The following is a 16,778-nucleotide window of genomic DNA, read 5'->3' on the forward strand; positions in this document are numbered from 1 at the left end:
GACGAAGACGCCCGCTTCGAGCGCGAAGTTGTGGTAGCCCTCGACGGTGAGGTCGTAGACGTCGGCGGTCTCGGTCAGCGGCTCGACCGACACGACCTTGTGATTGACAAGTGAAGCGGCTTCGCGCAAGCGCTGGAAGTCGCCTTCATAGCACTGGAGCAGACGGTCGAAGCGCAGACCTGTGCGTGCGGTGCCGAGTCGAGTGGTCTCGTACGCCTCAGCCAGCTCCGTGTCGGACAGCGACTCCATCAGCGGTGCGAGACGCCGAAGAGCGGCCAGCCTGCGGCCGTCGTTCTGTTTGGCGACGCGCTCCGCTCGGGGAACCGTCTCCACGTACCGCGCGCGGCCCGCCTGAGCGGCGGCCAAATGCCCGTTGGACGGGTCGCTCAGCCGCGCTCGCATCCGAACCGAATGACGCTCGCCGAACTCGGGATTCTGCCGGTGCCACGTGATCACCGCGGCCCGCTGGCGTTCCCGCTCCGCGGGGTCGGCGAACTGCTGGATGGTGAGCTTCGACCGCCACGCCAGCAGTTCCTCGTCCTGCCACTGCGCCTTCGACCGGGCGCTCCACTCCGCTCGACGCGCGGGGTCGGCGAAGAAGGCGCGCACGCGGGCAGCGGCCGCCAAGCGGTGCTCGGGATGTGCCCAGTACTCCGCCTGCAGTTCCCGCATCCGTTCTGCGTAGGCCGCCCGTTCGGCGTCGTCGAGAGAGGCGTACCAATCCTGGAAGCCCTGCTCGATGCGCTCGCGGAAATCGGGATCGGAGTTCAACGCGGCGAGACGGTTCAAGCATGCCTCGCGGAAACCGGGGTCCTTCCACTGCGCGGACAACATCGCGGACTTGAACTCGAGTCCACCCTTGTCCAGCCAGGCTCGATACCCGGCGTGGACGTGCTCGCCCATCATCGAGGCGTGCAGCGCCGAGTGGTCCTCCCACGTCATCCGCCGCAGGTTGCGTGGGTCGTTGTTGCGCTTGTCCACGTCTATGTGGTGGCGCACGTTGCCGTTGTCCGTGCTGTCGGCGCCATGCCGCAGGTTGTACGCGTCCGCGAGATAGTGGGTGTAGACCCATTCCTCCCGGTCGTTCATCCAGACTTTCTCGTAACCGTCCAGCTTGTCACCGGCAGACTTCGCTGAGAGAGACCGATAGAGCGGCATCAGTGAGTCGTCCGGCCGCAATGCGTCCGCGCGCCGGTATGAACCGTCGCGGAGGCGGAAGCGATGATCCGGCGTGCATCGGACGGATTCGCCGTTGTCCAGGGTCACCCGAACCAGCGGGGCACCACGTTTGGTGAGTCGGGGCTCAACCAAGGGCGCCACCACAACCCGGCCCGCCTTGTTCGTGGTGTAGCCGAAGTGCGTGACCCCGTTGGCCCAGTCGGCAGCCAGGTCCTCGAAGGACATGGTCCGCCCGGACGCCAGCGCGACCATCGTGTCGCCGGTGAAGCAACCCAACGCGCTGTCGCCCTCGACGAGGAACAGCTCGCTGCGGGCGACACCCGTTGCGCGGCAGTCGACCAGTTTCGGCGGCATCGCCGCGCCCTCGAGCGCTGTCTTGCGGCGTGCGGCGTCCTTCTGCTGCTTCTGCGCGACCCGCACACGACCGGCGTCGACGATCTTCTGCAGGACGACCTTGGCCTCGGACTTCGTCTTGCGGTCGTCGATCCACGCCTTGAGGTGGCGCTCGACGACCCCGCCGATCACCTTGGTGATGCCCGCGGTGGACAGCTCGTCCTTGGTCTGCGAGGTGAACTGCGGCTCCGGGATGCGCACATGGACGACCGCTGTCATGCCTTCGAGCACGTCGTCGAGTGTCGGGAGGTCTTCCTTGGGCTTGAGCAGGCCGCGGGTGCGGGAGATGGCGTCCTGCAGCGCTTTCACCGCCGCGCGCTCGAAGCCCTTGCGGTGGGTGCCGCCGTGCATGTTGCGGATGGTGTTGGTGAAGCACTCGACGGTGCGCTCGTAGCCGGTGCCCCAGCGCAGCGCGACCTCGACCTCGGCCTTTCGCTCCACTTTGGACCGCATGACGCCGTTCTCGTCGGCCGCGTTCTCCAGGTAGGTGCCCTCGCCGAGGATCAGCAGGGTGCCCGAGACGGCGCGCTCGCTCGACGGGGCGAGGAAGTCGACCATGTCCGTCAGGCCGTTGGGGTAGTGGAACGACTCCTCGGAGATCGCGTCCTCGATGGCCGTGCGCAGCACGTACTTCACGCCGGGGACGAGGAACGCGGTGTTGCGCAGCTTGGCCCGCACCGCCTCCACGTCCAGCGCGGCGGCGTTCTCGAAGTAGCGCGCGTCATACCAGTAGCGGATCGAGGTCCCCGTGGCCTCGCCACGCTTCATCTTGCCGACGATGTTGAGGCCGGACTGGCGGGTGAACTTCGCCTTGGGGCCCGGCCCGTCGAACACCCCGGGCACGCCGTGGGCGAAGGACATCTGGTGGACCTTGCCCTCGCGCTTGACCGTGATGTCGAAGCGGTGCGACAGGGCGTTGACCGCGGACGCGCCGACGCCGTGCAGGCCGCCGGAGGTCTTGTAGCCGGAGCCGCCGAACTTGCCGCCCGCGTGCAGCCGGGTGAGCACCAGCTCGACACCGGAGAGGCCCGACTTGGCGTGCACCCCGGTCGGGATGCCGCGGCCGTCGTCGTCGACCTGGACGCTGCCGTCGGCGTGCAGGGTCACCGTGACCTTCGACGCGTGACCGGCGACACCCTCGTCGGTGGAGTTGTCGACGATCTCGCTGAACAGGTGGTTGATGCCCCGGCTGTCGGTGGAGCCGATGTACATGCCGGGCCGCTTGCGGACCGCCTCCAGACCCTCCAGATGGGTCAGGTCGTCGGCCCCATAGAGGGTCTCGGCTGTCACTGGCTCGCTCTCCCGGCTTCGTCTATCGCTCGAACAGGTGTCCCAAGGTACCGGAGGCCGTCCCCGCCCTTGGGCAACCTGGCCGTACCGATCCGATCCGAGTACGCGCGGTAACTCTGTGAAATTCCCGCCCCACCCGCGGATCTTGACGCCATCCGGACCCCGACTTATGGTCTAGACCATCCGAGCACCCTTGAGGCAGCAGGCGTCCCACTGCTCCCGCACCGTGCCCCGCGGCACGGAATCGCCGCTGTGGAGGACCCTGTGAAACGTCGATTCGCCCTGGCCGCCGGAGCCGCTCTCGCCCCGCTCCTGCTCGTCGTCATCCCAGCCACCCCGGCTCTCGCCCACGGCTACGTGTCGTCCCCCGCCAGCAGGCAGGCCATGTGCGCGCAGGGGAAGGTGCCCGACTGCGGCCCCATCGTCTGGGAGCCGCAGAGCGTCGAAGGACCCAAGGGGCAGCGCAACTGCCACGCCGGGCTGAGCCAGTTCGCCCAGCTCAACGACGACTCGCGCCCCTGGCCCACCACATCGGTCAGCGGCCGGGTCACGTTCAACTGGGTGATCACCGCCCGGCACTCCACCCGCGACTGGGAGTACTACATCGGCAACACCCGGGTCGCGTACTTCAACAGCGGCGGCGCCCAGCCTGGGGCGACGGTGAGTCACCAGGTCGACCTCAGCGGGTTCTCCGGCAGGCAGAAGCTCCTGGCGATCTGGAACATCGCGGACACCCCGATGGCCTTCTACTCGTGCGTCGACCTGCAGATCGGCGGCGGCACCACGCCACCGACCACCACGCCACCGACCACGACTCCGCCGACCACCACTCCCCCGACGACGACCAAGCCGCCGACCACGACCCCGCCGTCGAGCGGGACCTGGACTCCCGGGACGGCGTACGCGACCGGGGCGGTGGTGACCTACAACGGCGCCTCCTACACCTGCAGGCAGGCCCACACGGCGCTGTCGGGCTGGGAACCCGACGTCACCCCCGCGCTCTGGCTGCGGAGCTGACCGTGGCGCGCCGCATCCTGGTCGCCCTCACGGCCCTAGCCGCCCTCGCCGGGTGCGGCGCGCCCGCCTCAGCCCCGACGCTCGCCCCGGTGCCGGGCGTGGAGTTCAACGACACCGATGTGATGTACCTGCAGATGTCGATCGCCCACCACCGCCAGGGCATCGACCTGGTCCGACTCGCCGCGGGACGCCCGGTGCGGGCCCAGGTGGGCGAGTTGGCCAGGGCGATCGAGCTGACCCAGGCCGAGGAGGTCGAGTCGATGACCAGGTGGCTCACGGAGTGGGGCAAGCCCGCCGACGCCGACCCGGACCCGGGCGCGCACGAGGCGCACGGCGGGCTGCCGGTGACCGCCCCCGACACCATCGAGAACCTCAGGACCACCACCGACGGCGAGTTCGAACGCCGCTTCGTCACCGTGCTGACGGGGCATCAGCACGGTGCGGTGGAAATGGCCCGCGCGGAGCTGGCGGGCGGTGTCAGCCACTCCGCGCGGGCGCTCGCCGACCGGGTCGTCCGGTCCCGCAAGGGTCAGATCGAGCAGCTGCTCACCCTGACCGGGCAACCCGGCTAGCCCGACAAGTCCTCAGTGGATATATGCCAAGACGCTAGTCGGCTCGCCGGAATCCGTACGCGCGTTCTACTTTTGAGATCCTCAGCTCGAAGCCGGAGTACCACTCGGCGCGGCCGCGCGCGCGTGCGGCGGCGTGCTCGGCGTTGTCGCGCCAGGTCTTGATGGCGGCCTCGTCGGTGAAGTAGGCCACGGTGATGCCCAGGCCGTCCGCGCCGCGCGCGCTCTCGTGGCCCAGGTAGCCGGGGCTGTCGGCGACCAGCTTCGCCATCAGCGCGGCGGTCTCGTAGTAGCCGTCGTGGTCCGGCCGCAGGACCGAGGTGAAGACCACGGCATAGTAGGGCGGTTCGGGAGTGCTTGCGATGTCCCCAGTGTCCATGTCCGACATTCAACCAGCGTTCACCCGGTGCGGTCCCACGATCGGTCAGAGGTGTGCACCCGGTGCGCCGCTTGGAGATCATCAGCACTAATCTTCGACGGCATGGCGGGCGTGGAAGAGATCCGGACAGGGATCGCGGTGGCCACCGAAAAGGCCCAGGCAGGTATCGCGGCGATTTCACAGGCGTCGCTCCAACTAGACGAGGCGCGCAGCGCTTTGGCGACGGCGACTCAAGGCAGTGGTCAAGCGGACGTGGCGCAGGCGCACGGGCTGCTGGCGGAGGCACTGCAGGTGCTCGCGGGCGCTCAGGCGACGGTCCAGGCGAGCATCACCACCGCCGAGGGCTACGCGGCACGGCTTTGACGATCTCGGAGCTGGCCGAGCGGCTGCGCGAGGTGTCCGACGCGTTGGACCGGACCGCCGCCTACACGGCGGCGGCCGTGCCCTCCCTCGAGGACGCCAAGGCGGTCCTCCTCGGGGTGAAGCGGGTCGAGGACGGCTGGTACCCGGCCGAACTCGAACTCGCGATCGCCGAGGTGAACCGGGCGAGTGAGCTGATCGCGCGCGGGCGCCAAGCCGTGATCGACTATCTGATGAGGCTGTAGATGCTGGGCAAGGGCGAGCGTCGCAATCGGGCCGAGCAGGCGCTGGCGGAGCTGCGGAGTGTGCTGGGGCTGGCGCTGGGCGCGGCCCAGAACCGGCGGACGCGGGCCGAGACCCGCAAGCGGCAGCTGGAGTTCGAGCGGGCCGTCTACGGGATGGGTCTGGCGACGGCCGCCCGCGATTCCGCCCTGATGGCGAGCCTGGCGGACGACCCGGCGCGGCGCGCGGTGTGGCAGCGGGTGACGGCCGAGCGGGACCGCAACTACGCCGAGTGGCACGAAAGTGGCCTCGGCGCGGTCCGCGACGTGGTCGCCGCCGAAGCGGTCGGCCCGGCCGGGCTGCCGTGGGAGGACTGGCTCGGGAAGGTCGGGCGCGACCCCGGCGCCTCGGCGCCGCGGTTGTGGCGGATCGGGTCGGCGCGGGTGGAGCACGCCCCGCCGGAGCACGGATTCCCGCTGGCGGTGCCGCTGCTCGACGTGGGGCACCTGCGGCTGAACTCGGTCGCCGACAGCCGGGCGGCGGTGGACTCGATCGTGGAGTCGCTGCTGGTCCGGATGCTGAGCACGTTCGTCCCGGGCGCGATCAGGGTGCACCTGTGGGACATCGGCCATCTGACCGGTCCGCTGCCGAGGCTGCACCCGCTGACGGCGGCCGGGTTGATGGTGGTGCACGACCCGACCCGGCTCGACGACCTGCTCGCCGGTCTCGCGGGGCACATCCGCAAGGTGCACGCGGCGACGCTGCGCCACGGCGCCGGATCGCTGCGGGAGACGTGCGCGGCGGCGGGCAAGCGGGTCGAGCCGTGGCAGGTGGCGGTGCTCTTCGGCAACGGCGAGCGGCCCGCGGACGAGCTCTACCGCGAGCTGAACCGGGTGGCGCGCACCGGGCCGGACGCGGGGGTGCACCTGATCCTGGTGGACGTGCCGGTGGCGGGGAACAGTCCGATGGAGACAGTGACCTTCGTCGACGGCGAGCACGCGACGAGCAGCATGACCGGGCCGGGCGTGGTGGTCCGGGCCGACGCGCCCGCGCCCGCGGCGTCGGTGAGCCGGGCGGCGAGCGCGATCGGCGAGGTCGTGCTGTCGCGGCGTGGCAGGCCGCGCACGTTCGCCGACCTGCTGCCGGACACGCTGTGCCAGGAGTCGGCGCGCGATGAGCTACGCACCCCGGTCGGGTTCCACGACGGTGCTCCGGTCGAGGTGGTGATCGGCGACGCGACGCCGCACGCGCTGGTCGCGGGGCCGAGCGGGTCGGGCAAGACCAACTTCCTCTACGCGATGCTCGGCGGTCTCGCCGCCCGGTATCCGCCGTCCGAGCTGGAGATGTACCTGCTCGACTTCAAGGAAGGTGTCTCCTTCGCGGGCCTCACCCCGGGCCGCAAGGACCCGAGCTGGCTGCCGCAGGCGCGACTGGTCGGGGTGAACGTGAACACCGACCGCGAGTTCGGGTTGGCGCTGCTGCGGTTCCTGGCCGAGGAGCTGGCCAGGCGGGCGGAGGCGGCCAAGCGCCAGGAGGTCACCAAGCTCGCGGAGCTGCGGGAGGCCGACCCGGACGGGCACTGGCCGCGCATCGTCGCGGTCATCGACGAGTTCCAGGCGCTGTTCGGCGGCCGCGACCAGATCACCCAGCAGGCGGCGTCGCTGCTGGAGGACGTGGCGCGGCGCGGGCGCTCCCAAGGCATCCACCTGGTGCTCGCGAGCCAGGACATCGCGGGCATCGAGGCGTTCTGGGGCAAGCCCGCGGTCTATGACCAGTGCACACTGCGGATCGCGATGCCGAAGGCGAAGCGGGTGCTCGCCGAGCACAACAACGCCTCGGTCACGCTGCCGCGCTGGCACGCCGTGCTCAACCACGAATCCGGTGTGGCGCACGGGAATGAGATCGCGCACATCCCGGACGCGTCGAGCCGGGGGACGTTCGACGCGCTGCAGCGCAGGCTGTGGGAGGAGCAGTCCTCCCCCGTGCCGCGGCTGTTCGACGGCGCCCACCAGCCCGAACTGCTCACCGCGGCGGCGTACGCGAACCCGACCGGTCCCGTGCTGGGCCAGGTCATCGACGTGGCCGACCAGTCGGCGTGCCCGCGGCTGGACCCGGTGCCCGGCCGCAACCTGGCCGTCCTGGGCACGGCGACGGCGGACGCTCTGTCCATTATGGAGAGTGCGGCGCTGTCGCTGGCCCGGCTGCACGCGCCGGGGACGTGCGACTTCAGCCTGTGGTGCCCGGTGGCATCACTGCACGAGCGGGTCGGGCGGCTCGCCGAGGTGCTCACCGGTCTTGGGCATGTGGTCGATCTGCGGACCGGCGAGGACATCGCGACCCTGACCGAGGAATCCGCCGAGCGTCCGCGGTTCGTGTTCTTCTACGCCGTCGACGCGGCCCACCCGTGGCTGGAGGTCAAGGAGCCGCCGCTGATGCGCAGCGGGCTCGACCGGCTGCGGTCCCTGCTCAAGAACGGACCGACCGCCCACGTGCACACGATCGGCTGGTGGCGCGGTGTCGGCAGGCTCAAGGACACCCTGGGCTTCGGCGGCACCGACGACGTGGGCGCCTGGGTGGCGCTCGACGTGCAGGGCCAGGAGCTCAACAGCATCGCGGCCGGTCAGCTCGTCGACTGGTCGCCGCGCCCGCACCGCGCGGTGTTCTTCGACCGCACCACGCACGCCCGGCCGCAGGTCGTGATCCCGTTCGACACCTCGACCGCGATGGACCCCTCATGACCGACGACCCGAGCGCGCGCTACAAGGAACTCCTCGACACCGCGCACCGAGCGGCCCGCACGCACTCCGAGCACGAGCGAGCCCGTTCGCTCGCCCTGATCGGCGAGATCGCCGCCGAGGACAAGGAGATCACGGCGGCGAAGGAGGCCGAGGCGAAGGTGACCGAGGAGGTCACGGGCTGGTGGCGGCGGCAGGTCGCGGCGCCGCTGGCCGACGTCAGCTGGCTGACCCTGGGGTCACTGCCCGCCGCGGACCCGAGCGCGGACCCGGAGAACCTGAAGGACTACCTCGCGCAGGTCGAACCCGCGACCGACGCGCTCAACGCCGCGGTCCGCCGGGCCAGTTGGCCTCGTCGCTGCTGACGGCTGGCGGGCTCGGGCAGGCGCGGGCAGGATCGGGGGCATGGAAACCCGACGGATCGGCAAGACCGAGGTCAGCGCCATCGGACTGGGCGGGATGCCGCTGTCGGTCGACGGCAGGCCGGACCGCGAGCGCGCGTTCGCGACGATCCGGGCCGCGGTCGACGCCGGGGTCACCCTCATCGACACCGCCGACGCGTACTCGCTCGACGAGACCGACTTCGGCCACAACGAGGAGCTGATCGCCGAGGCGCTCAAGGGTCTGGACGCGGACGTGCTCGTGGCGACCAAGGGCGGGCACACGCGCGGGCCGGGTCGGGCTTGGGGGCTCGACGGGCGGCCGGAGTACCTGCGCAAGGCCTGTGACGAGTCGCTGCGGCGGCTGGGGGTCGAGGCGATCGGGCTCTACCAGTTCCACCGCCCCGATCCGACCGTGCCGGTGGCGGAGTCGGTCGGCGCGCTGGCCGAACTGCTCGACGCGGGCAAGATTCTGCTGGCCGGGGTGTCGAATTTCGATCCCACGCAAATCCGCGAGGCGAACGACATCCTCGGCGGGCGGCTGGCCGCGGTGCAGAACCAGTTCTCACCGGCATTTCGCAGCAGCGAACCGGAATTGGAGCTGTGCGCGGAACTGGGAATCGCGTTCCTGCCGTGGAGTCCGCTCGGCGGCATCGGCGGGGCCGCCGACCTGGGCAGCCGGTTCCGGCCGTTCGCCGACCTCGCCGTGGAACGCGGCGTCAGCCCGCAGCGGGTGTGTCTGGCCTGGATGCTGGCCAAGGCACCGGTGGTGATCCCGATTCCGGGGTCCTCGCGGCCGGAGAGCATCCGCGATTCCGCCGCTTCAGCGGACTTGCGGCTCGACGACGCGGAGATGGCCCGGCTCGATGGCGGCAATTCGCCGTCCCATTGACCCGGTGCGAGGGATTTCCCTTACGCCATCCCATTTTCCCAGTTAACCCATATCGCAATGCTATGTCTTGATGGGATTGGTGGAGCTGTTACGTTCGGGGCAATCTGGCGGAAATCCTCTCGTCCCAGGAGGTTGTCCTTGTCCCCCACTCGACGAACCGCGGCCACGCTGGGCCTCGCGGCGGCCGCCACGGCCGCCGTGCTGCTCAGCGCCCTGCCCGGCTCCGCGGCACCCACCGCCCCCGCCGTCGCGGAGGCGACCGGCCCCACCTACGTGTACCGGATCACCGGCGGGGCCGCGAAGGCCGACGCCCTGCTGACCGCAGGCTTCGACGTCCTCGAAGACCGTGACGGCGACGACCTGTTCGTCATGGGTCGCAACGACACCGGCGGCAGGCTGCGCGGCGGCGGCTTCCGGGTGTCCATCGAACAGGTGCTCGCCCCGCCGAAGTGGACTCCCCCGGCCCGCAGCGGCCAGGCGGCGGTGCTCGACGCCGCGGTCGCCGAGGAGACCTACTACGGCGGCTACCGCACGGTCAACGCCCAGTACGCGCACCTGAACCAGGTCGCGAGCGACCACGCCGCGCTGGCCACCGTCGTCGACTACGGCGACTCGTGGCGCAAGACCCGCGGCGCGGGCGGCTACGACCTCAAGGCCATCTGCATCACCAAGAAGGCGGCGGGCGACTGCGCCCTGAGCACCAGCGCGCCCAAGCCGCGGCTGTTCGTGATGGCCCAGCTGCACGCCCGCGAGATCACCACGGGCGACGTGGCGTACCGCTGGATCGACCACCTGACCGACGGCTACGGCGTCGACAGCCAGGTCACCTCGCTGCTGAACTCGACCGAGGTGTGGGTCGTGCCGATCGCCAACCCCGACGGCGTCGACATCGTCCAGCGCGGCGGCGGGTCGCCGTACACGCACCGCAAGAACGCGAACACCACCAACGGCCCGAACTGCGGCACGACCGGCGGCACCAGCCAGATCGGCATCGACCTCAACCGCAACACCAGCTCCGGATACGGCACCGGCAGCAGCACCAACCCGTGCTCGGAGACCTACCGCGGCCCGAGCGCGAACTCCGAGGTCGAGACCAAGGCGCTGCAGCAGCTGTGGCGCAGCCTGTACAAGGACCGCCGCGCCACCGGCACCTCGGCCGCGGCGCCCGCCGACACGACGGGTGTCGTGATCAGCATGCACAGCTACTCGAACATGGTGCTGTTCCCGTGGGGCTTCAGCTCGACCTACCACACCGGTAACGACGCGAGCCTGCGCGCGATGGCCAAGGAGATGGCCCGGATCGCGGGGGGCTGGCGCTACGGGCAGCCCGGCGAGGTCCTGTACAACGCGGGCGGCTCCACCGACGACTGGGTTTACGACGACCTGGGCGCGGCGAGCTTCGTGTGGGAGATCGGCAACACCAGTGGCAGCTGTGCGGGGTTCCTGCCCGCGTACTCCTGCCAGAGCGGCACGTACTGGCCGAAGGTGAAGCCGATGCTGACCTACGCGGCGAGCAAGGCGGCCCGCCCGTACGGGCCGTGACCAGGTAGAAGACCACCGGGGTGGCCAGGCCGTCAGGGGCGACCGCCACCCCACCCGCGACCGGTGATGCGAGCACCGCCGCGGGTCCGCAGGAAAGGCGAGAGCCGGACGTACCTCACACGCCCGGCCCTCGCCTTTCCGTATTCCTGATGGCGAATCGCGGAACTCCACCCGTACGGGTCGCGGTACCCGTGAGTAGTGCCCTACAGTGGGTCACGTCTCGCCGGTTAGGGCGCCTCACCGGAGCGGGATGCGTTCGCGGGTCTATGCCCTCGCTGTGACCCGAGCGCCGGGTCTGGCCGTGTCATGCAGGGGCTCGGCCAGACCCTGAGGCCCTTGTCGGTGCCGGATGCGATGCTCTTCGCATGACCGGATCAGATCCCAAGGCGGAACTCCACCGCTACCTCAACCTCGGCCGCGACGCGCTGCTGTGGAAGCTCGAAGGCCTCTCCGAGTACGACATCCGCCGCCCGATGACGCCGACGGGGACCAACCTGTTGGGGCTGGTCAAGCATGTCGCCGGCTGCGAGATCGCCTACTTCGGCGACACCTTCGGCAGGCCGTTCGAGCAGACCTTCCCCTGGATGGCCGACGACGCCGAACCCAACGCGGACATGTGGGCGACGGCCGACGAGTCGCGGGCCGAGATCCTCGGGCTGTACGAACGGGTGCGCGCCCACTCGGACGCGACGATCACAGCGTTGACCCTGGAGTCCCTGGGGCGGGTGCCGCATTGGGATGCCGACCGCAACACGGTCACACTGCACCGGATCCTGATCCACATGGCCACCGAGACCCACCGCCACGCCGGGCACGCGGACATCGTGCGGGAACTGATCGATGGAGCGACCGGCCTTCGGGTCGACGCCGACAACATGCCCAGCGACGACTCGGCCTGGTGGTCGGAGTACCGGGAGCGACTGGAGACGACCGCCCGCGAGGCTCAGTAGAGCTCGCACTCCCACGGCTCGATCTCGGGTTCCCCCGGCGGCTGGTTTCCTGTGCAGTACTCGTAGAGCCAGCACGCGGCGCGGTGCTCGGCGTGCTTCTCGTTGGTGGGTTCACCATCGTCGTCGAGTTCGAGGACGTTGGCGAAGACGGCGAAACAGATCTCCATCGAGGAAGGCGAGTCGCGCAGCGCGTCCCAGTAGTCGATCCCTTCGAGCATGGGGTGACCGACCGAGCCGCGGGCGACCCATCCGGCGAAGCGCCGGATGGCGCCGGAAGCGCCGTTGCTGAGATGTGTGGGCATGCGGGGAACCTAGCCGACACAAGGCAGACCGGATTCCGATGCGCTCGCGGTGCACGCGGAGTTCTTCTCCGGCATCGGGTTGGTCCCCGTCGAGCACACCGACACGTTCTCCCCCGTCGTGGCGATCGGCCGACCGCGGACCTGTCACACGGCTGGGGTTCGAACTCCTGCGCCACTGTCGACGCCGCGTGCTCGTCGGGCGCCCTCGCCGTGCACCTGGCTTGCCAGAGCCTGCGCACCGGCGAGTGCGACACCGCCATCGCCGGCGGGGTGAGTCTGGTGCTGGGCACCGATCACACGGTCGGCTACTCCGCGGCGGGCATGCTGTCAGCCGCGGGCCGCTGCCGCTTCGCCGGCGAGGACGCCGACGGGTTCGTCCGCGCCGACGGCGTCGGCGTGATCGTCCTCAAGCGACTGAGCCACGCCACGGCCGGGGGCGACCCCGTGCACGCGGTGATCCTGGGCAGCGCGCAGGCGAGCAAGTGCCGCACGGCGAAGGCGATCATCGCACCATCGGTGGAGGGCTACCTCCAGGAGATCGGCCGGGCGTGCGCCACCGCGGGCATCGACCCGGCCGCGATCGGCTACGTCGAGGCCCACGGCAACGCCGCCCCCGCGGGCGACACGATCGAACCGCGGGCGCTCAGCGCCGCCATCGGGGTGCACCGCCCGCCCGGGCGGCCGTGCCTGGTCGGCTCGGTCAAGACCAACATCGGCCACCCCGAGGCGGGCGGGCTCGCCGGGTTGATCAAGGCCGCCCTGGTCGTGCGGCACCGCCTGGTGCCTGCGAGCCCGCATTGTTCGAACCCGACTTCCAGTGTGGACTGGAAGAACAGCGGGCTCGCCCTCGTCCCCGACACGGTCGAATGGCCCGCCCCGGGCCCGGCTGTCGCGGGCGTGAGCACCTACGGCCTGTCCGGCACCTTCGTGCACCTCTTGATCGGCGAGCCACCCGCGACTTTGCGGAATCGGCCTCATCCGGGGGTTGGCGGGCGGTAATCTCGCGCCTGGTCGCCACCATCCACAAGACAGCCCGAGGTGCACGGAGATGAAGTCGTCCACCGCGGTCCACGACGTCGTCACCAGGTTCGGCTTGGAACCGACCGTGGCCGCCCTCGCAGGCGGTGGCGACCTCCGATCCCTGACGGCGGAGGTCTTCGACGCCCTCGCGGCGGGTGAGTCGCCGCTGGAGCGATGGATGGATCCGCCGCGGGAGCGGCAGCTCGACTTCGCCGACCGCGAATCGCTGATTCCGCTGCGCACCGGCGTCCAGCACTTCCTGTTCTCCGCCCACGTGACGAACGCGACCCGGCGCACCGCGCGGCAAGAGGACGCACTCACCTGTTTCCTGCAGGCGATCGGAGCCTCGCAGGACACGCCACTGCATTCGGCGATCGCCCACCGCTGGCTCATCCTGGTCGCCCTGGCCCTCGGCGAGACCCAGGCCGCGGCCGCCGCAGTCACCCGCGCGGGCGTGGTGGCGGTGTCGGCGGGGCTGGACTGCCACCGGCGGCTGGCCCAGGACCCACGCGACGCCACCGCGGCTCTCGACCTCGCCGCCACCGCGGACTTGCTCACCGAGCTGTCCGCGCTCGCCGAACCACTCGGTCTGCCTCCGCTCGGCGCGGTGGAGGCGGCAGGCACCACGTGGGTGTGCGACGTGGGTCGCGACGGAACCCGGATCGGGCCGATCCGGTGCTCGGTCGACCTCGAGCGACACCAGGTCATCCTGGAGATCAACCGGGCGTTTCCGCACGACCTGGCGCTGTGGGAACCCCGAAGCACGGAGGGCAGCCGGATCGACACCGACGCGTACGCCCACCACATCGTGCGCCAGCTCAGGGTCTCACCCGCCGAACCCACCTCGGCGATCCTCGCGGTCGGGTCGCCGGACGCGGCGGAACCGCTGATCGTGTTCCGGTCGCTCGGGCTTGTCCGTGGCCGCAACGGCCTGCAATGGGCGCAGTCGACCTGACTGGCCCGTCAGAGTGGGATGTTGCCGTGCTTGCGCCGCGGCGCCTGCTTGCGTTTGGTGCGGAGCATGGCCAGTCCGCGGGCGATGGCGGCGCGGGTCTTGGTCGGGTCGATGATGTCGTCGACGAGGCCGTGTTCCGCCGCGTAGTACGGGTGGGTCAGTTGGTCGGCGTACTCGGCTCGGAGGGTGTCGCGGAGGGTTTCGGGGTCGGGGGCGGCGGCCAGTTCTTTGCGGAAGAGGATGTCCACCGCTCCGGCGGCGCCCATGACGGCTATTTCGTTGGTGGGCCAGGCCAACGCGAGGTCGGCGCCGATGGAGCGGGAGTCCATCACGATGTAGGCGCCGCCGTAGGCCTTGCGGACGATCACCTGGATCCGGGGGACCGAGGCCTCGCAGTAGGCGTAGAGCAGTTTCGCGCCGTGGCGGATGACGCCCGCGTATTCCTGTTCGGTGCCCGGTAGGAAACCTGGGACGTCGACCAGCGTCACCAGTGGGATGGCGAAAGCGTCGCAGAAGCGGACGAACCGGGCCGCTTTCTGGGCCGCCGCGGCGTCGAGGACGCCCGCCAGGACCAACGGCTGGTTGCCCACTATGCCGACGACCTCGCCGTCGACGCGGCCGAAGGCGCACAGGACGTTGGCGGCCCAGTTCTCGTGGACCTCCAGGTAGTCCTCGTCGTCGACGATCTCGGCGACGACCGAGCGCATGTCGTAGGGCTGGTTCGGCTCCACGGGCACGATGTCGGCCAGCGCGGGCCGCACGTCGTCGACGGCGCCCTGGGTGGGCCCGGCGGGCGCGGTCTCGAGATTGTTCGCGGGCAGCAGGGAAAGCAGGTACCGCACGTCCTCGAAGCAGCTGTCCTCGTCGTCGTGGACGAAGGTCGCCACCCCCGAGCGGGTCGCGTGCACGTCGGCCCCGCCGAGTTCGGCGTGCGTGACCCGCTCCCCCGTCACCGCGGCCACCACGTCGGGCCCGGTCAGGTACATGTTCGCCGTGTCGCGCACCATGAACGTGAAGTCCGCCAGCGCGGGCGAGTAGGCCGCGCCACCGGCACACGGCCCGAGCACGACGCTGATCTGCGGGATCACCCCGGACGCCTCGACCTGGCGGCGGAAGATCCCGCCGTACCCGTCGAGGGACAGCACACCCTCCTGGATGCGCGCTCCCCCGCTGTCGTTGAGCGCCACGATCGGCGCCCCGGCGGCGAGCGCGAGGTCCATCACCTTGTGGATCTTCGCCGCGTGCGCGGCGCCCAGTGACCCGCCGCAGATCGTGAAGTCCTGCGCGTAGACGAAAACCCGGCGCCCGTCGATGGTGCCGGACCCCACCACGACACCGTCGGAGTGCGGCCGCGTCTCATCCACCTTCAGCCCGCGGGCCTGGTGCCTGCGGAACATCTCCAACTCGGTGAACGATCCGGTGTCGAGGAGCAGTTCCAGCCGCTCCCGCGCCGTTCGCTTGCCCTGCGCCCGCATCCGCGCGTTGGCCTCGGGCTTGCCTTCGAGGACAGCGTTCTCCAACGCGTCCCGCTCGGCGCGCAGCAGCCGCATGGACCGGGCAGGCGGGGCGGGCGGCTCGACCCGACGCAAATGCCTGCCGGGCATCCGCTCCCCCAGCGGAGGCGGCGGCGAGTCCGGTAACTCGAACTCCGGCGCGCTCATCGCGCGGTCCACAAGAGACAGACAACCACTCGACTCACCCTCGTCCCGTCGGCGGGCGCCTCACCGCACCCGCACCCCGCACCGCCACTGCCGTCCGGCCACCCTGAGCGAGGCCGGACACATCACGTCACGCCGCGAACTGGCCAGGCGTTCGACCGTCGCCGGCGGGCCCGCGGTACGCCTGCGCGATCTCCAGCCAGGCCGTGGCCTCCGGGCCCGCGGCCTCGACCGCCAAGTCGCTGTGGTGGCGCCGCCGCGTGACCAGCAGGCAGAAGTCCACCGCGGGCCCGGAGATCCGGTTCGCCGCGTCGGCGGGTCCGAATGTCCACAGTGCCCCCGAGGGCCCGGTGATCTCGAACCGGAACTCCGCGTCCGGTGTGGGCAGCGCGCGAGCGAGATACCCGAAGTCCCACGTCCGCACCGCGAACGCCACGAGGTGGCGCAGCCGGTCGGAGAACGTCCGCCGAACCCCGAGCGCGTCGGCGATGTCCTGCCCGTGCCCGAAGAGTTCCATCATCCCCGCGCAAGCCAGGATGGCGGGCGGCAGCGGCCGAACCAGCCAGGGCACCATCGACTCCGCCGGAACCGCGGCCAACGCCTTGATCGCGTCGTCCCGGTCCGACCGCCAGCGGGAGAGCAGCACCTCGGTCGGGTCACCGAGATACTGCGACATCGCCATGGTCACGTTCGCGTCGAAGTCCGGGCTCAGCGTCGCGGCCAGGGCGCCGAAGGCGGCGGGGTCGGACGCGGCCAGGCCCGCCAGCCGGAACGTCGCCGCGAGGTGCGCGACCTGGTGGGTGACCGTCCACCCCGGCGACGGGGTCGGCGTCCCCCACTGCTCGGCGGTGAGGCCCGCGACCATTCGGTCGACCTCTTCGCCCTCAACGGTCAGCGCGATGATCACGTCTTGCAGATCGGACACGGCGGTTGTC

General features: G+C 70.6%; 15 protein-coding genes and 2 pseudogenes. 11 read left to right on the plus strand and 6 right to left on the minus strand.

Annotated features, from left to right (window positions below; all coding sequences use genetic code 11):
- Together C8E96_RS34530 and C8E96_RS34535 are read right to left on the minus strand one after the other, a co-directional pair.
- A pseudogene (locus C8E96_RS34530) lies at positions 1 to 1,455 on the minus strand (Hint domain-containing protein); the annotation flags it as partial.
- A pseudogene (locus tag C8E96_RS34535) lies at positions 1,450 to 2,862 on the minus strand (ATP-binding protein); the annotation flags it as partial. The pseudogenes C8E96_RS34535 and C8E96_RS34530, both read right to left, overlap by 6 nt.
- A 264-nt stretch (positions 2,863 to 3,126) precedes the next feature.
- Between C8E96_RS34535 and C8E96_RS27725 the strand changes: the two are divergent.
- Positions 3,127 to 3,879, plus strand: coding sequence for a lytic polysaccharide monooxygenase (locus tag C8E96_RS27725; RefSeq protein WP_091383602.1), 753 nt, complete (start codon positions 3,127 to 3,129; stop codon positions 3,877 to 3,879).
- 2 nt (positions 3,880 to 3,881) lie between these two features.
- Positions 3,882 to 4,451 carry a DUF305 domain-containing protein gene (locus C8E96_RS27730; protein ID WP_091383601.1) on the plus strand — a complete coding sequence of 190 codons (570 nt, stop codon included), beginning with the start codon at positions 3,882 to 3,884 and terminating at the stop codon, positions 4,449 to 4,451.
- 34 nt (positions 4,452 to 4,485) lie between these two features.
- Here the strand turns inward: C8E96_RS27730 and C8E96_RS27735 are convergent, their stop codons facing one another.
- The gene (locus C8E96_RS27735) at positions 4,486 to 4,836 is read right to left on the minus strand and encodes an antibiotic biosynthesis monooxygenase family protein (protein ID WP_228772109.1); all 351 of its coding nucleotides are present in this window, start codon (positions 4,834 to 4,836) and stop codon (positions 4,486 to 4,488) included.
- Between the two features lie 93 nt (positions 4,837 to 4,929).
- On the opposite strand from C8E96_RS27735, the gene C8E96_RS27740 reads away from it, so the two are divergent.
- From C8E96_RS27740 to C8E96_RS27770, 7 genes are all read left to right on the plus strand, one after another.
- Positions 4,930 to 5,190, plus strand: coding sequence for a hypothetical protein (locus C8E96_RS27740; protein ID WP_091383600.1), 261 nt, complete (start codon positions 4,930 to 4,932; stop codon positions 5,188 to 5,190).
- Positions 5,187 to 5,432 (plus strand): hypothetical protein, encoded by a 246-nt coding sequence (locus tag C8E96_RS27745; RefSeq protein WP_091383599.1) that lies wholly within the window; start codon positions 5,187 to 5,189, stop codon positions 5,430 to 5,432. The genes C8E96_RS27740 and C8E96_RS27745 overlap by 4 nt, the downstream gene beginning before the upstream one ends.
- Entirely contained in the window at positions 5,433 to 8,147 is a 2,715-nt protein-coding gene (locus tag C8E96_RS27750) for an FtsK/SpoIIIE domain-containing protein (protein WP_091383598.1), read from the plus strand.
- Positions 8,144 to 8,509, plus strand: a complete 366-nt coding sequence (locus C8E96_RS27755) for a hypothetical protein (RefSeq protein ID WP_091383597.1) — start codon at positions 8,144 to 8,146, stop codon at positions 8,507 to 8,509. The genes C8E96_RS27750 and C8E96_RS27755 overlap by 4 nt, the downstream gene beginning before the upstream one ends.
- A gap of 40 nt (positions 8,510 to 8,549) precedes the next feature.
- A complete protein-coding gene (locus C8E96_RS27760; RefSeq protein WP_091383596.1) occupies positions 8,550 to 9,416 on the plus strand; it encodes an aldo/keto reductase in 867 nt (288 codons plus the stop codon).
- A 138-nt stretch (positions 9,417 to 9,554) separates the two neighbouring features.
- Positions 9,555 to 10,958, plus strand: a complete 1,404-nt coding sequence (locus C8E96_RS27765) for a M14 family zinc carboxypeptidase (protein WP_228770321.1) — start codon at positions 9,555 to 9,557, stop codon at positions 10,956 to 10,958.
- 365 nt (positions 10,959 to 11,323) lie between these two features.
- Positions 11,324 to 11,908, plus strand: a complete 585-nt coding sequence (locus C8E96_RS27770) for a DinB family protein (RefSeq protein ID WP_091383594.1) — start codon at positions 11,324 to 11,326, stop codon at positions 11,906 to 11,908.
- Here C8E96_RS27770 and C8E96_RS27775 read toward each other — a convergent pair.
- Positions 11,902 to 12,210, minus strand: a complete 309-nt coding sequence (locus C8E96_RS27775; protein WP_228770320.1) for a DUF7677 family protein — start codon at positions 12,208 to 12,210, stop codon at positions 11,902 to 11,904. The genes C8E96_RS27770 and C8E96_RS27775 overlap by 7 nt on opposite strands.
- Here C8E96_RS27775 and C8E96_RS27780 point away from each other — a divergent pair.
- Together C8E96_RS27780 and C8E96_RS27785 are read left to right on the plus strand one after the other, a co-directional pair.
- On the plus strand, positions 12,199 to 13,209 hold the full coding sequence (locus C8E96_RS27780; protein ID WP_091383592.1) for a beta-ketoacyl [acyl carrier protein] synthase domain-containing protein: 1,011 nt from the start codon (positions 12,199 to 12,201) through the stop codon (positions 13,207 to 13,209). The two genes, C8E96_RS27775 and C8E96_RS27780, sit on opposite strands and share 12 nt — an antisense overlap.
- Before the next feature lie 49 nt (positions 13,210 to 13,258).
- Positions 13,259 to 14,185 (plus strand): hypothetical protein, encoded by a 927-nt coding sequence (locus C8E96_RS27785; protein ID WP_091383591.1) that lies wholly within the window; start codon positions 13,259 to 13,261, stop codon positions 14,183 to 14,185.
- A gap of 8 nt (positions 14,186 to 14,193) precedes the next feature.
- Here C8E96_RS27785 and C8E96_RS27790 read toward each other — a convergent pair whose 3' ends face one another.
- Together C8E96_RS27790 and C8E96_RS27795 are read right to left on the minus strand one after the other, a co-directional pair.
- Entirely contained in the window at positions 14,194 to 15,789 is a 1,596-nt protein-coding gene (locus C8E96_RS27790; RefSeq protein WP_407642687.1) for an acyl-CoA carboxylase subunit beta, read from the minus strand.
- A gap of 184 nt (positions 15,790 to 15,973) precedes the next feature.
- Positions 15,974 to 16,768, minus strand: a complete 795-nt coding sequence (locus C8E96_RS27795; RefSeq protein ID WP_091383589.1) for a TIGR03084 family metal-binding protein — start codon at positions 16,766 to 16,768, stop codon at positions 15,974 to 15,976.
- Positions 16,769 to 16,778 lie beyond the last annotated feature (10 nt).

The organism is Actinokineospora alba, assembly GCF_004362515.1.
In the GTDB taxonomy this organism is placed as follows: Bacteria; Actinomycetota; Actinomycetes; order Mycobacteriales; family Pseudonocardiaceae; genus Actinokineospora; species Actinokineospora alba.